Below are 14,578 nucleotides of genomic sequence, written 5' to 3'. Positions count from 1 at the left end.
ACTATCTCCTTCTGATTTGCTCCAAATAAACCAGCAGCACAGAAATGTCCGCCGGAGATACCCCTGATATCCTAGATGCCTGACCTATATTTGAAGGCTTTATCTCCGATAGCTTCTGCATCGCTTCCGTAGACAGGCCTTTTATTTTTTTATAATCAATATCATCTTGAAGTCTTTTACCTTCCAGCTTCCTAAACTGCTCAATTTGTACGAGCTGCTTTTTTATATATCCTTCATACTTTATCAGTATTTCCAGCTCTTCTGCTTCCTCATCGGTCAATCCAGGCATATCTTCGTCCAATTCTGTCAGTGAATTGTAGGTTATCTCGGGCCTCTTTATCAATTCATAAAGGGTTATACCGCTTTTTATATCGGCACTGTCGTATTTCTTTAAAAACTCCTTCACCTTTTCTGTAAAACCGATGGATTTGTTCTTTAGCCTGTATATTTCATTTTCTATATTTCTTTTTTTAACTATGAATTGCTTATATCTTTCCTCTGTCACCAAACCTACATTATATCCTTTTTCCGTAAGCCTTAAATCCGCATTATCCTGTCTCAGCACCAATCTGTATTCTGCCCGGGAGGTCATCATCCTGTAGGGCTCATCAGTCCCTTTTGTTACCAGATCATCTATGAGCACCCCTATATAAGCCTCTGATCTGTCCAGGATCAAGGGCTCTTCTCCTTTAAGCTTCAATACGGCATTTATTCCCGCCATAAGCCCTTGGGCTGCCGCTTCTTCATATCCGGAGCTGCCATTTATCTGGCCGGCAAAATACAAACCGTTTACATGCTTGGCTTCTAAGGTCAGCTTAAGCTCCTGGGGATTTATGCAGTCATAATCTATGGCATATGCGGTTCTCATCATCTGGCAGTTTTCCAAGCCTTTGATCGATCTCAGCATTTCTATTTGAACATCTTCCGGCAAGCTTGATGACATGCCCTGCACATACATCTCTCTGGTATTCAGGCCTTCCGGCTCTATAAATATCTGATGACTGTCTCTTTCCGGAAAATTAACGATCTTTGTTTCAATGGAGGGACAATATCTGGGACCCACACCTTCGACTCCTCCCGTATAGAGGGGTGATCTGTGAATATTATCTCTTATGATCTTATGGGTCCTTTCGTTGGTATAAGTCAGATAGCAGCTGTTTTGGCGTATTTCTATACCCTTTGACATAAAAGAAAACAGCTTCATCTCTTCATCTCCGGGCTGCTCCGACATTTGATCATAGTCTACCATTTTCCCATCTATCCTGGCAGGGGTTCCCGTTTTAAATCTTCTGATTTCAAAGCCAAGATTTTTTAAGCATTGTGACAGCTTCTTAGCAGGAAACAAACCATTGGGTCCCCCCTCATAGCTGACATCTCCAATAACTATTTTCCCGTTCAAATATACACCTGTAGCCACTATTACAGCCTTACAGCTATATTGAGCACCCAAATTTGTGATAACTCCTGTCACATCGCCATTCTTTGTTAATATATCAATTATTTCTGTTTGCTTTATATAAAGGTTCTCTTGACTTTCCAGAATCTCCTTCATTCTCTCGGAGTATCTTTTCTTATCTGCTTGAGCCCTGAAAGCTCTCACGGCAGGACCCTTTTTTGTATTTAAGGTTCTTACCTGTATCATGGCATGATCGATATTAATGCCCATTTCTCCGCCTAGCGCATCTATTTCCCTTACAAGATTACCCTTAGCAGGTCCGCCTAAAGACGGATTGCATGCCATCATTGCTATACTGTCGAGATTAATGGCCGTCACAAGGGTTTTCATGCCCATTCTGGCACATGCCAAAGCAGCCTCGCAGCCTGCATGACCTGCACCTATAACCACTACATCATATTCCCCTGCAAAATAATTCATATTTTCACCTACTACCTCTGTTGTGCTAACTGATAACGATTGCGAGAGCTCCAGGACTAAGACTTTGTAAGCTTGCATAGGGTTGCGTCAAAACTCGCTTTGGCTCAAACAGTTGACGCAACTTTTCCTAATGCTTCGCTAACAAACTCTAAGTCCCTTCACGATGCATTCTTATATCAGTTAGCACAACAGGTTAAATTAAAGTTATTGCCGCAAAATCAAATATAGAAACCCTCCGTGATTTTCCGTGAAAAAATCCGTGTCTTTCCGTGGTTCCCGCAATCTTAAAACCCCAAAGCCTCACCCAAAAACCCTGAGTTCTAAAATCATCATTTACCTATGCAAAATCTGCTGAAAATTTCCGTTATTATGTCTTCCTCCACAGTATCGCCCGTTATTTCACCTAAAAACCTCCATGCATCCCTTATATCTACGGATATCAAATCAAGGGGTATACCGTCATCTATTGCTTCCAGCGCCCTGTCTATGCTTTCATGAGCCTTGTCTATAAGAGATTTATGCCTGATATTTGATACCACGGCGCTGCCCCGGGTTTTCACGTTTCCGCTGTAAGCTGCATCCCATATGGCTTTCTCCAGCAATTCGATCCCTTTTTTGTCCTTCACGGACATTCTTATTATTCTTTCCTTGTTAAAGCTCTCCTCCAGTAAGTCTAATTCTGCATCAATGCCCATATCTATCTTATTGGCAGAAACAATTACTCTTTTATCCTTCAGCATTGATGCTATAAGCATATCTTCAGGATCCAGCTTTTTTGAAGCATCGATTATAAAAATAACAAGATCCGCATCATTTATAGCTTCTTTCGTCCTTTCTACACCGATCTTTTCAACCACATCCTCCGTCTCTCTAAGGCCAGCCGTATCTATCAGCTTTATTAGCACACCCTTTACATTGAGATATTCTTCGATTATATCTCTTGTAGTCCCCGGGATGTCGGTTACTATAGCTCTGTTTTCCTTAAGCAGGAGATTCAGCAGAGAAGACTTGCCTACATTGGGTCGTCCGATTATGGCGGTGCTAAGTCCTTCTCTTTGGATTCTTCCCTCATAATAGGTATCCTGCAATTCTTCAAGTATTGCTTTAACCTCCAGGCCCTTGGATCTAATAGTCTCCGCAGTAATTTCTTCAATATCATGCTCCGGAAAATCAATAGAGGCCTCGATATGGGCCAGCATAAATAAAAGCATATCCATAGCAGCTTTTACCTTGACTGACAGTTCTCCCTGCAGCTGATTCATCGCATTTTCAAGGCCTTCATCCGTCTTTGACGTTATCACGTCAATCACAGCTTCAGACTGTGCAAGATCAATCCTGCCGTTTAAAAAGCCGCGCTTGGTGAATTCTCCGGGTTCAGCCATCCTGGCGCCTTTTCTTAACACCAGTTCCATTATTTTTCTTATAGGTACTATGCCTCCATGACAATGGATCTCGGCTACGTCTTCACCTGTGTATGAGTAAGGGGCTCTCATGATCACAGCAAGAACTTCGTCAATTTTACTTCCTTCGTCATCAAAAATTAAGCCGTAGGTCATGTATCTGGACGGCATATCATTAATGTCTTTTACTTTTTTCCCTTTAAATATTTTGCCTAAGATGTCTTGCGAATCTTTCCCGCTCAATCTTACTATCCCGATCCCGGCTTCTCCTGGGGCCGTTCCCACAGCAGCAATGGTATCCTCCAGCACATTAACACCTCTTTCAAATATGATAAACCCAGTATTTTCATACTGGGTTATTTGCATGCGATAATAACCTTCCTATTAGGCTCTTCCCCTTCGCTGTATGTAATAACACCGGGGTAATCCTGCAGAGCAGAATGGATAATCCTTCTCTCATATGGGTTCATAGGCTCCAATTCCATCCTCTTCCTTGTCTTTACCACTCTTTCCGCCAGCCTGTTTGCCAATCGTATAAGAGTTTCTTCCCTTTTTGATCTGTAATTCTCTGTATCCAATACCACCCTTAAATAATCATCCCTGCCCTTATCCTTGTTGACAACAAGGCTTACCAGATATTGCAGGGAATCAAGGGTCTGGCCCCTTCTTCCTATAATAATTCCCATCTTCGGGCCTATAAGATTGATATAAAGACCGGCTTCCGTATGTTTAATCTTTATTTCTGCCTTTACATCCATGCAATTAAGAACTTCTCTCAGGAATCCATAGGCTGTATCCTTTTCCTTGCTTCTATCCGCAGATGTTTCTTTTTTTGCAGACACTTCAGGTTCTGCCGCTTTTTCTTCTTTTACAGTAACTTTTACCCTTGCAAGCCTGCTTCCTATCAATCCCAAGAATCCTTTGCTGGGCTGCTCCAATATTTCGATGACTGCCTTGTCTTTGGTGATGTTAAGCTCCTGTATGGCCAGCTCTACAGCTTCCTCAACTGTCTTGGCTGACTTTTCAACCCATTTCATTTAATTATTCGCCTCCTTTATGACCAAGCACAGCTTTGGTCATAAAATACTGCTGTAATATAGTAAATATGTTACCAACTACCCAATATAAAGCTATTCCTGAAGGAAATTTTAAAGTAAAGAAACCTATCATCAAAGGCATTACGGTGTTCATTGATTTCATTGTAGGATCCACATTGCCCCTAGATGAAATCATGGCTGTTTGTACATAAGTGGTAAGTGCGGACAATATGGGAAGTATATACCATTTATCCGGCATGCCCAAATCAACCAACCACCAAAATCCCTTGGCAATGGCTGCAAATTCTTCGGGGGTAAAAACGAATTTTGTAGGATTCTGCAAGACGCCAAATAATGCAATTATTATTGGAAGCTGTATAAGAGCAGGAAGACAACCTGAAGCCGGATTATAGTTATGCTCCTTATAAAGCTCCATCAGTTTTTGATTCATCTTTTCCGGATCGCCTTTATATTTTGTCTGGATCTCTTTCATCTTAGGATTGATTTCATTCATTTTTTTAGTCGATTGTGTTTGTTTTATATTGATAGGCAGTAACAATATTTTCGTAATGATCGTGAAAAATATTATGGCATAGCCATAGCTTCCCGTAAAATCAAATAGCAGCTTGAGCAACGCACCAAACGGCCTGGAAATTATATCTAGCAAAACATCTCCCCCTAAATATTAATGTTTATCTAATCAATGGAACCCACACTGCTGCAAAGCGGGAATCACAGGTTTAGGAATGTCCTTTTATTGATGCAGCGGAATGTTCCCAAGTTTTTCTGCGATATTTTATGGCACCGGATCATATCCTCCGGGATTAAAGGGATGACATTTCATTACCCTCTTTATTCCCAAAACAGTACCTTTTATGCTTCCGTATTTCCTCACAGCTTCAAGAGTATAATTGGAGCAGGTAGGAATAAAGCGGCATTTTCCGGGACTTATAGGAGATATAACCAGTTGGTAGAATCTTATTAAAAATATTATTATATATTTCATTTCTTAACATCTTCTTTGAGAAGTCTGGCTCTTCTAACAGCATTCAACATATCTCTTTCAATATCATAATAGCTTGCTTCGCTGCTTTTTACCCTTGCCGTAAAAATAATAAGATATCCTGTTTTTATAAAACGGCTTATCTTTCTGAAATTTTCTCTCATCAATCTTTTTACACGATTTCTCTTGACGCTGTTGCCAACCTTTTTGCTCACCGAATATCCGACTTTATTTGTATCTTCATCGCTTTTCAATATATAAAGCACTAAAGTGTTCTCAGCGTAATATCTGCCGTTGGCATATACTTTTTTAAACAAAGAATTTTTTTTAATTCTTCCGGGGATCTTCATATTATCCTCCATATAATGAGGCATGTAGAGAAAAAGGCCACAAAAAGCGGCCTTACACTGTTAATCTCTTTCTACCTTTTCTTCTTCTTCTTTTAAGAACCTGTCTTCCGTTTAAAGTACTCATTCTTTCTCTAAAGCCGTGTACTTTTTTTCTTTGCCTTTTTTTCGGCTGATATGTCATTAACATCATTACACCCCCCAACGATTATGTGTATATAAATATTGCACATTAACACTGGACTAACCCGCCCTAAACTGCCCCGTTTATATAAACAACGAGTACCCCGGGTGTCTAAGTCCAGCATGGACTCGGCTAACATTTTGTTTCACAAAATGAAGTCTCGTTCAAGCATAATACGCCACCGTACATTAAAATTATATATATATTAATATTTACTGTCAAGAAATTTAAGTTAAATCTCATATTCAGAAATAAATATTAACAGTATTCTAAGTTAAGAATGCCCTATCCGATAGCTCAGCATCGCTTATGTAAGCTACCGGCGTTTAGCTATGGCAGTCAAATATATTTTTATTTGCTGTGGATAACCTTTAAAATTCAATTGAATTCCTGGCTCCAATTTGCTAATATTAGTTTAAGATTGTGTATAACTTTTAAGTTGTTGTCAAAGTTATCAGTTTATGCACAAGTTGTGTATAAATTTGTGTATAACTAATATATTTTGTGTATTGATTTTATCATTCTTGTTAATAATCAAATAAAATCAACTAAATTAATAAGCTAAAATTGTTAATATTTTTTTTGCCCAATTTGTGGACAATTTATTTATGCAATATTATATTAACATATTATCAATATTTTATTCACAATTTGCTTTTGTTTAAATAGCATAGTTTTTCAATATGCACTATGAGGAGGATGGAAATGAACCCCCAAAATTACGAGATATGGGATAAAACCCTTGATATTATTAAAGTTGAACTTACAGAAGTAAGCTTCAATACTTGGCTCAAATCCATAACGCCAATAATGATCAATGATGAAATGATCTTGTTTCATGTTCCCGACGATTTCACCAAAGGTATCATAGAAACACGTTATGCTACACTTATCAAGAATGCGTTGAAACAGGTGACTTCAAAGTATCATGAACTAAAATTTACAGTAAACGAGACAGAAGCGGATATGGAAAAGTCCAATAATGTCATGGGAAAAAAAGAAGTAGAAGAAGTCGTCAATACTTCTTTGAACCCACGATATACTTTTGATACCTTTGTAATAGGCAACAGCAATAGGCTTGCCCATGCTGCTTCGGTTGCAGTAGCAGAATCTCCCGCAAAGGCTTACAATCCACTTTTTATATATGGAGGAGTAGGCTTGGGAAAAACCCATCTAATGCATGCCATAGGACACTATGCCTTAAATCAGAACAAAAGAGCAAAGGTCGTATATGTATCCTCCGAAACCTTTACAAATGAATTGATAAATTCGATCAGAGACGACAGAAATATAGAATTCAGAAGCAAGTACAGAAATATAGACATACTATTAGTGGATGATATTCAGTTCATTGCAGGAAAGGAACGAACCCAGGAAGAGTTTTTCCATACCTTTAATTCATTGTATGAGGCAAACAAGCAAATAATTATTTCCAGTGATAGGCCTCCAAAGGAAATACCTACACTAGAGGACAGGCTTAGATCAAGATTTGAATGGGGATTGATAGCCGATATTCAGCCTCCGGATCTCGAAACAAGAGTTGCTATATTGAAGAAAAAAGCAAAAATTGAAAATCTGGTTATACCCGATGATGTAATGCTTTATATAGCCAAAAAGATTCTTTCTAATATAAGAGAGCTTGAAGGTGCGTTAATAAGAATAGTAGCATACTCGTCCCTGACAAACAGAGAAATAAACGAGGACCTGGCAAGCGAAGCATTAAAGGACATAATATCAAATTCTAAGCCTAAATTTATAACTGCGGATTTAATAAAAGAAAAAGTCGGCGAATTTTTCAATGTAAAGGTTGAAGACTTTAATGCAAAAAAAAGAACTAGATCCATCGTCTACCCAAGGCAGATCGCGATGTATCTTTGCAGGGAAATGACGGACCTTTCCCTCCCAAAAATAGGTGAAGAATTTGGAAGAGACCATACAACCATAATGCATGCCTACGACAAAATATCTTCAGATATGAATATAGACCCTGAATTAAAAAACATAATAAATGATCTTAAAGGAAAAATTGAAAATACTTAATAAATGTTGACAAACTGCAAATAAGCTGTTGATAGCGAAAACCCTAAAAAAGGTTGTTGATAAAATGCCTTAATAAAGGTATTACTTTTCAACAATCTATCAACAATAGGAACCCAGTTTTTTAGCTGTTTGACAAGCTTTTTAACAAATCAACAGGCCCTATTACTATTACTAGTATTATTTATTATATTATTTAATAATAAGAAAAAATCGGAGGTTATCCACATGAGAATAATAACAAACAAATCAACCTTGTTGGAAAGCATAAATATTGTTCAAAAAGCAGTGCCTTCAAAAACAACTCTTCCCATATTAGAAGGCATCTTATTCCAAGCAAAAAACGGAAAGCTCACTTTAGTATCCACAGATCTTGAAATGGGCATAGAAACAACATCAAATGTGGATGTCATAGAACAAGGAAGCACTGTGGTCTCATCAAAAATAATAGGAGAAATTGTAAGAAAATTACCGGATTCAGATGTGGAGATCGAAACTAAGGATAATTTTGTTTACATAAAAAGTGAAAATTCTGAATTTAAAGTCCTATGCTTATCGAAGGAAGAATTTCCTGAGCTGCCCAATGTAAGCAGAGAAAAAGGACTCAATTTGACAAACTCTATGCTCAAAGAGATGATAAAGCAGACCATAGTAGCCGTTTCAAATGATGAAATAAGGCCAATATTGACGGGAGTTTTATTGGAAATAGCGGGAGATCAAGTGACAATGGTAGCTCTAGACGGCTTCAGAATGGCTGTCAAAGTAACAAGTGCCTTAAACGATGAAAATTTCAAGGCGGTTATACCCGGAAAAACCTTGATTGAAATAGGAAAAATACTTGATGACAGTGAGGAATCCGTCAGCATTTTCCTTTCCAAAAATCAAGTATTGTTTCAAATGAAAGATACCACTGTAATTTCAAGACTTCTTGAAGGAGAATTTATAAATTACAAGCAGCTGCTTCCTACTGAGTATAAGACTAAAATTGTACTCAAGACTGAGCATCTGCTGGATGCCTGCGAGAGAGCAGCTCTATTCGCAAGGGAATCAAATAACAGTATTAAATTTGAAGTCTATGATGATATAATGAATATTAAATCAAACAGTGATAATGGAGATGTTCATGAAGAGGTAAAAATATCAAAAAATGGAGAAGATATAGAGATTGCTTTTAATCCTAAATATCTGATAGATGCTTTAAGGGTAATAGGAAGAGATGAGATAACCATTGAATTTACAACCAGCGTCAGCCCCAGCATAATAAAACCCGCCAAGGATTCCGGATTTTTATACTTAATACTTCCGGTAAGAAGGAGATAAGCATCAACCACCCTATAAGGGTGGTTTTATAAAGGAAGTGAATTGAAGTGTTGGAAATAAAGATAGATACCGAATATATCAAGCTCGATCAGTTTTTGAAGTTTGCAGGCCTTGTAAATACAGGAGGAGAGGCCAAAAACATTATTATGGAAGGCAGAATAGCTGTAAACGGATCAGTTGAAAAAGCCAGAGGCAAAAAACTGAGGGCTGACGATATAATAGAATTTGAAGGGCATAAGTATAAGATAGTTTAACTGTCGGGGAGTGCTTTTATTGAATATTGAGAGCATATTTTTGCTTAATTTTAGAAACTATAGTGAACAATATATAGAATTGGATCCCGGCATCAATATATTTTACGGTGAGAATGCCCAGGGAAAGACCAATGTGATTGAAGCTGTATATTTGCTTACCATGGGAAAATCTCACAGAACCAATAAATATAATGAGATGGTCAAATGGGATAAAAATGATTCCCGGATATGTATAAAATTTAATAAAGATGATTTTGATTACAACATAGATTTTATACTGAAAAGGAATCAAAAAAAACAGATAAAGGTCAACGGAGTAAGGCTAGATAAGCTGAGCGATATATTGGGAAAACTGAATACGGTTATATTTTCGCCTGATCATATGAAAATAATAAAGGAAGGGCCTTCGGAGAGAAGAAGGTTCATAGATTCTATATTGTCTCAGACAAAGCCTAAATATTATTATAATTTTACCCAATATTTAAAGGTTTTGGCTCAAAGAAATATGCTCTTATGCAACGAGAAAAATGATGGAATCATAGAAAAAACCTTGGATATTTGGGATCATCAGCTGATAGAATATGGCTGCAAGATCATAAAAGACAGGCAGATATTTGTTGAAAGCATAGATACTAAAGCATGGAGAATAAATAAGGAGCTCTCAGGAGGAAGAGAGGATTTTCATTTGAAGTATATGCCTTCCATAGGCTATGGAAAGCATGAAATAAGCGATATAAAAAATGCCTTCGAAAAAAGGCTGATGGAAGCCAGAGCTTCAGATATAAGGCGCAAGCTCACACATTACGGACCCCATCGGGATGAGCTGAATCTATTTATAAATGATAAAGAAGTAAGGAATTACGGCTCTCAAGGACAGCAAAGATCTGTTCTTCTATCTTTAAAGCTTTCTGAAATGGAATACATAAAAGATGAAACAGGATCAACGCCTGTTTTACTCCTCGATGATGTTTTCTCAGAATTGGATAAATTAAGACAGGGCTTTTTGATTTCCTTTATAAAAAATGTGCAGGTGATCATTACATGCACTGATTATGAAAATCTGTATTTAGGGGATAAATCCACATATAAGATTTTTAATGTAAGAACCGGAAAAGTATACAATAAATGATTAAAAGGTTATAATATTATTATTCGGGGATATTACGAAGGAGGATTTTTTTATGTTTATTCACCTTGGTGGGGATGTGGTAGTGCCTTTGAAAGATATAATTGCGATAATGGATATAGAATCGAGCAGCGTTTCTCAGAACACAAAAGAGTTTCTTCAAACGGCAGATGATGAAGATTTTATAATAAAAATCTCAAAAGATTCGCCAAAATCTTTTATACTTTCCGAAAGAGATAATAAGACGGTCATCTATTTATCTCCCATATCATCTGTTACTCTTTACAAAAGATCCGGATTTTTAAACGATGTTTCATTGAAGTAGATATATAGGGGGAGTTTTTATGGCGGAAAAAAAGCAAAATCAGCAATATGAAGCTGAACAGATACAAGTATTGGAAGGTCTTGAAGCAGTAAGAAAAAGACCGGGAATGTATATAGGCAGCACCGGTTCAAAGGGACTTCATCATCTTGTTTGGGAAGTGGTAGACAACAGCATAGATGAAGCTTTGGTCGGTGTTTGTAAAAATATTGAAGTAATAATCCATAAGGATAATTCAGTAACTAATATAGATGACGGAAGAGGTTTTCCCGTAGGAATGCATCCAAAGCTGAACAAGCCTGCAGTCGAGGTTGCTTTGACAGTGCTTCACGCGGGAAGCAAATTCGGAGGCGGCGGGTATAAAGTATCAGGCGGCTTGCATGGAGTAGGCGTGTCCGTTGTAAATGCTCTTTCGGAATATCTTGAAGTAGAAGTAAAAAGAGAAGGAAAAATATTTTATCAAAGATTTGAAAGAGGAAACCCTGTGACCGAATTAAAGGTCATAGGCGATTCAAAAGCCACAGGTACAAAGATAACCTTCAAGCCTGATGATCAGGTTTTTGATGAACTGGAATACAGCTTTGAAATATTGGAGCACAGGCTTAGAGAAATGGCGTTTTTGAATAAGGGAATCAAGATTACCCTCAGGGATGAAAGGACAGACACAGAAAAGGTTTATCAATATGAGGGTGGTATAGTTTCCTTTGTGCAATTCTTAAACAAAAATAAAGAGGTATTGCATTCTGAGCCCTTGTATATTGTCTCCAGCAAGGATGATATCATCGTTGAGGCATCGATTCAGTATAATGACAGCTACAATGAGAATATCTTCAGCTTTGCCAATAACATAAATACCATAGAAGGCGGTACACATGCTATAGGCTTCAGAAATGCAGTAACAAAAGCGATTAATGATTATGCCAGAAAGTATAAAATTATAAAGGACAATGACCCAAACCTTCAGGGAGAAGACGCAAGGGAAGGATTAACCGCCGTCTTAAGCATAAAGATTTCTGATCCCCAGTTTGAGGGCCAGACTAAAACAAAGCTTGGAAATCCTGAAGTGAGAGCCATAGTTGATAGTATCATATTCGAAGGACTGGAAGCCTTTCTGGAGGAAAATCCTTCTACGGCAAAGACTATCATAGAAAAGGCGGTCACTGCATCCAGGGCAAGAGAAGCCGCCAGAAAAGCCAGGGAGCTGACAAGGAGAAAGTCGGCTCTGGAGAGCACTACTTTGCCCGGAAAGCTTGCAGATTGCTCAGAGAAGGATCCTTCATTATGCGAAATATACATTGTCGAGGGAGATTCAGCGGGCGGTTCTGCAAAGCAGGGCAGGGACAGAAGATTTCAGGCCATACTGCCTCTCAGAGGTAAGATACTCAATGTTGAAAAGGCCAGATTGGATAAGATTTTATCAAGTGAAATGATAAGAGCCATGATCACAGCCTTTGGTGCAGGAATAAGCGATGATTTCAATATAGAAAAAATGAGATACGGAAGAATAATCCTTATGACGGATGCTGATGTGGATGGTGCTCACATAAGAACATTGCTGCTCACCTTCTTCTATAGGTATATGAGGCCTTTGGTTGAAGCAGGAAATGTTTATATAGCTCAGCCTCCCCTTTATAGAGTCAGAAAGTCAGGCAAAGGAAAAGCGAAGGACCATTATGCCTACGATGATAAGGAATTGGAAAGAATTCTTAAAGAAGTGGGAAGAGACAATATAAGCATACAAAGATATAAGGGCCTTGGTGAGATGGACCCTACACAGCTTTGGGATACTACCATGAACCCTGAAACCAGGACAATGCTGCAGGTATCCTTGGAGGATGCGGTAGCTGCAGATGAGATATTTACTATTCTTATGGGCGATAAGGTAGAACCAAGGAAAGAGTTTATAGAACAAAATGCAAAGTATGTCAGAAATTTAGATATATGACGGGGGTGCGAGCATGCCTTTTGACAGTTTTGATGTTGCCAAGGCTGCAATAAACTTGGCTATATCATCCAGAGCCTCAGAAGAATCAATGATAAAGGATCTGAAAAATAAGAACATACTTGCTGCGGCAGTGGATATTGGGGGAGATTTCAATTCTTCAATACCTAAAATAATTGAAAGAGCTGTTGTAGCTTCTAAAAGGAGCGGCATAACAAAGGATTGCCATGTTCATGACGGCGCCGTTATAGGCGCAACCAAGGAAGCTTTGATGCAGATAGCCATGAAAGCCAATGGATATAATATAGGAGGAAAAATAGGCATAGCCAGATCCGGTGAACATCTGAGCATATGTATATTCATGAGCATGGGTGTGCTGCATCTCAACGACGTTGTTATTGGTCTGGCACATCGGGCCGTGCCGGATTTTAAATAATATTGGAATATTTAAAATATTCCAATATTATTTTTTTATTGACATTTCGCTTTTTATCTAATACAATCTTATTTATATTTATTAAAATTGTAGTTTGGTAGAATGGTAGTTTACAGCGTGATATTGCAGAAAAGGACTGGCCTATCATGGTCAGCTTTTTATTATCCACAGGAAGTATAAATATGCTATATTATGACTTGCCTGATGGATATGAAGAAAGACTAAATATATAATTGGAGGATGGTAGTATGGTAGTAAAACAAAAATCATCAATTCTTTTTGTGGTTCTCTTATTGATCATTTCATTATTTTCCGGATGCAGCAATGCAGAAGCACCGGCAAATAATCAAAATCCCGAAACCACAGATCAGACAAACAAAACCAAAGAAATAGGAATAACGCAAATAGTCGAACATCCGGCTTTGGATTCTGCGCGCCTTGGCTTTATTGATGCATTAGCTTCAAAAGGCTTAAAAGATGGTGAGAACCTCAAGGTAGATTTCCAGAATGCCCAGGGTGATATTCCTACAGCTCAGACTATCGCACAAAATTTTGCAAGCAGCAAAAAAGATATGATATTTGCAATAGCAACTCCTACAGCCCAGGCGGCTTATAATGCTACAAAGGATATACCAATACTCATAACTGCTGTTACAGATCCTGTAGATGCAGGTCTTGCAAAATCTCTGGAAAGGTCAGAAACAAATGTCACAGGTACAAGCGATGCTGCGCCTATGGGCAAGCAATTTGAGCTTCTTAAAAAGCTTATACCAAACGCTAAAAATGTAGGTATTTTATATAATACCAGTGAAAGAAATTCAGAAATACAGGTTCAAATGGCAAAGAAAATAGCCGGTGAATACGGCTTGGAAATAATAGCAAGTGGAATTACCAGCACCAATGAAGTGCCTCAGGCTGTTGACTCGCTGAAGGGCAAGATAGACGTGCTATATGTGCCTACAGATAATATGGTGGCTTCATCCATGGCTATAATATCCCAAAAATGCACTGAGAATAATATACCTGTAATAGGTTCGGAAAGAGCCCATGTGGAAGGCGGGGCTCTTGCCACAGAGGGAATAGATTACTACAAGCTAGGCTTCCAGACGGGGCTTATGGCTTTTGAAGTATTGAACGGCGCTAAGACTGAAGATATGCCGATAGAGACTCTATATGAAAAAGACACAGCTCTTACAATAAACTATGATGCTGCAAAGAAATTAAATATTTCCATACCTCAGGAAATAATAGACAAGGCTGAAATCATAAAAGGCGGTGCAGCCAATTGAACAAT

General features: G+C 38.2%; 15 protein-coding genes. 8 read left to right on the top strand and 7 right to left on the bottom strand.

Annotated elements, in window-relative coordinates; genetic code table 11:
* Nucleotide 1: 1 nt before the first annotated feature.
* The 7 genes from mnmG to rpmH all read right to left on the bottom strand — a co-directional run bounded on the left by mnmG (nucleotide 2) and on the right by rpmH (nucleotide 5,853).
* Nucleotides 2-1,876 carry a tRNA uridine-5-carboxymethylaminomethyl(34) synthesis enzyme MnmG gene (mnmG, locus tag AC4HCY_RS01920; RefSeq protein ID WP_491095268.1) on the bottom strand — a complete coding sequence of 625 codons (1,875 nt, stop codon included), beginning with the start codon at nucleotides 1,874-1,876 and terminating at the stop codon, nucleotides 2-4.
* A 329-nt stretch (nucleotides 1,877-2,205) separates the two neighbouring features.
* Entirely contained in the window at nucleotides 2,206-3,642 is a 1,437-nt protein-coding gene (mnmE, locus tag AC4HCY_RS01915; RefSeq protein ID WP_491095267.1) for a tRNA uridine-5-carboxymethylaminomethyl(34) synthesis GTPase MnmE, read from the bottom strand.
* Nucleotides 3,633-4,313, bottom strand: coding sequence for an RNA-binding cell elongation regulator Jag/EloR (gene jag / locus AC4HCY_RS01910; RefSeq protein WP_323432733.1), 681 nt, complete (start codon nucleotides 4,311-4,313; stop codon nucleotides 3,633-3,635). The genes mnmE and jag overlap by 10 nt, the downstream gene beginning before the upstream one ends.
* Nucleotides 4,314-4,317: 4 nt before the next feature.
* Complete coding sequence (locus AC4HCY_RS01905) at nucleotides 4,318-4,980, bottom strand: YidC/Oxa1 family membrane protein insertase (RefSeq protein WP_323432734.1); 663 nt, start codon at nucleotides 4,978-4,980, stop codon at nucleotides 4,318-4,320.
* A gap of 129 nt (nucleotides 4,981-5,109) precedes the next feature.
* Entirely contained in the window at nucleotides 5,110-5,319 is a 210-nt protein-coding gene (yidD, locus tag AC4HCY_RS01900) for a membrane protein insertion efficiency factor YidD (protein WP_323432735.1), read from the bottom strand.
* Nucleotides 5,316-5,666: a ribonuclease P protein component gene (gene rnpA, locus AC4HCY_RS01895; protein WP_323432736.1), complete on the bottom strand. Its 351-nt coding sequence runs from the start codon at nucleotides 5,664-5,666 to the stop codon at nucleotides 5,316-5,318. The genes yidD and rnpA overlap by 4 nt, the downstream gene beginning before the upstream one ends.
* A 52-nt stretch (nucleotides 5,667-5,718) precedes the next feature.
* The gene (gene rpmH / locus AC4HCY_RS01890; protein WP_255229241.1) at nucleotides 5,719-5,853 is read right to left on the bottom strand and encodes a 50S ribosomal protein L34; all 135 of its coding nucleotides are present in this window, start codon (nucleotides 5,851-5,853) and stop codon (nucleotides 5,719-5,721) included.
* A gap of 699 nt (nucleotides 5,854-6,552) precedes the next feature.
* Between rpmH and dnaA the strand changes: the two genes are divergently transcribed.
* The 8 genes from dnaA (at nucleotide 6,553) to AC4HCY_RS01850 (ending at nucleotide 14,573) form a co-directional block, all read left to right on the top strand.
* A complete protein-coding gene (dnaA, locus tag AC4HCY_RS01885) occupies nucleotides 6,553-7,887 on the top strand; it encodes a chromosomal replication initiator protein DnaA (protein WP_491095266.1) in 1,335 nt (444 codons plus the stop codon).
* 225 nt (nucleotides 7,888-8,112) lie between these two features.
* On the top strand, nucleotides 8,113-9,204 hold the full coding sequence (gene dnaN, locus AC4HCY_RS01880) for a DNA polymerase III subunit beta (protein WP_323433250.1): 1,092 nt from the start codon (nucleotides 8,113-8,115) through the stop codon (nucleotides 9,202-9,204).
* A 47-nt stretch (nucleotides 9,205-9,251) separates the two neighbouring features.
* Nucleotides 9,252-9,458 carry a S4 domain-containing protein YaaA gene (gene yaaA / locus AC4HCY_RS01875; protein ID WP_323433249.1) on the top strand — a complete coding sequence of 69 codons (207 nt, stop codon included), beginning with the start codon at nucleotides 9,252-9,254 and terminating at the stop codon, nucleotides 9,456-9,458.
* 19 nt (nucleotides 9,459-9,477) lie between these two features.
* Nucleotides 9,478-10,587, top strand: coding sequence for a DNA replication/repair protein RecF (gene recF, locus AC4HCY_RS01870; RefSeq protein ID WP_323433248.1), 1,110 nt, complete (start codon nucleotides 9,478-9,480; stop codon nucleotides 10,585-10,587).
* 52 nt (nucleotides 10,588-10,639) lie between these two features.
* Nucleotides 10,640-10,909, top strand: a complete 270-nt coding sequence (gene remB, locus AC4HCY_RS01865; protein WP_255229246.1) for an extracellular matrix regulator RemB — start codon at nucleotides 10,640-10,642, stop codon at nucleotides 10,907-10,909.
* Between the two features lie 19 nt (nucleotides 10,910-10,928).
* Complete coding sequence (gene gyrB, locus AC4HCY_RS01860) at nucleotides 10,929-12,851, top strand: DNA topoisomerase (ATP-hydrolyzing) subunit B (RefSeq protein ID WP_323433247.1); 1,923 nt, start codon at nucleotides 10,929-10,931, stop codon at nucleotides 12,849-12,851.
* 13 nt (nucleotides 12,852-12,864) lie between these two features.
* Nucleotides 12,865-13,284 carry a HutP family protein gene (locus AC4HCY_RS01855; RefSeq protein ID WP_323433246.1) on the top strand — a complete coding sequence of 140 codons (420 nt, stop codon included), beginning with the start codon at nucleotides 12,865-12,867 and terminating at the stop codon, nucleotides 13,282-13,284.
* 248 nt (nucleotides 13,285-13,532) lie between these two features.
* A complete protein-coding gene (locus tag AC4HCY_RS01850) occupies nucleotides 13,533-14,573 on the top strand; it encodes an ABC transporter substrate-binding protein (RefSeq protein WP_323433245.1) in 1,041 nt (346 codons plus the stop codon).
* The last annotated feature ends 5 nt before the right edge of the window (nucleotides 14,574-14,578 follow it).

Source organism: Lutispora sp. QWL-02 (assembly GCF_058315355.1).
This window is presented reverse-complemented; position numbering and strand designations above follow the sequence as displayed.

What these genes read in the sequence shown, in the direction of transcription:
- dnaA (WP_491095266.1), top strand. Translation starts at nt 6,553, where the DNA reads ATGAACCCCCAAAATTACGAGATATGGGATAAAACCCTTGATATTATT.
- jag (WP_323432733.1), bottom strand. Translation starts at nt 4,313, where the DNA reads ATGAAATGGGTTGAAAAGTCAGCCAAGACAGTTGAGGAAGCTGTAGAG.
- dnaN (WP_323433250.1), top strand. Translation starts at nt 8,113, where the DNA reads ATGAGAATAATAACAAACAAATCAACCTTGTTGGAAAGCATAAATATT.
- yidD (WP_323432735.1), bottom strand. Translation starts at nt 5,319, where the DNA reads ATGAAATATATAATAATATTTTTAATAAGATTCTACCAACTGGTTATA.
- mnmG (WP_491095268.1), bottom strand. Translation starts at nt 1,876, where the DNA reads ATGAATTATTTTGCAGGGGAATATGATGTAGTGGTTATAGGTGCAGGT.
- AC4HCY_RS01855 (WP_323433246.1), top strand. Translation starts at nt 12,865, where the DNA reads ATGCCTTTTGACAGTTTTGATGTTGCCAAGGCTGCAATAAACTTGGCT.
- rnpA (WP_323432736.1), bottom strand. Translation starts at nt 5,666, where the DNA reads ATGAAGATCCCCGGAAGAATTAAAAAAAATTCTTTGTTTAAAAAAGTA.
- remB (WP_255229246.1), top strand. Translation starts at nt 10,640, where the DNA reads ATGTTTATTCACCTTGGTGGGGATGTGGTAGTGCCTTTGAAAGATATA.
- gyrB (WP_323433247.1), top strand. Translation starts at nt 10,929, where the DNA reads ATGGCGGAAAAAAAGCAAAATCAGCAATATGAAGCTGAACAGATACAA.
- mnmE (WP_491095267.1), bottom strand. Translation starts at nt 3,642, where the DNA reads ATGCAAATAACCCAGTATGAAAATACTGGGTTTATCATATTTGAAAGA.
- AC4HCY_RS01850 (WP_323433245.1), top strand. Translation starts at nt 13,533, where the DNA reads ATGGTAGTAAAACAAAAATCATCAATTCTTTTTGTGGTTCTCTTATTG.
- rpmH (WP_255229241.1), bottom strand. Translation starts at nt 5,853, where the DNA reads ATGTTAATGACATATCAGCCGAAAAAAAGGCAAAGAAAAAAAGTACAC.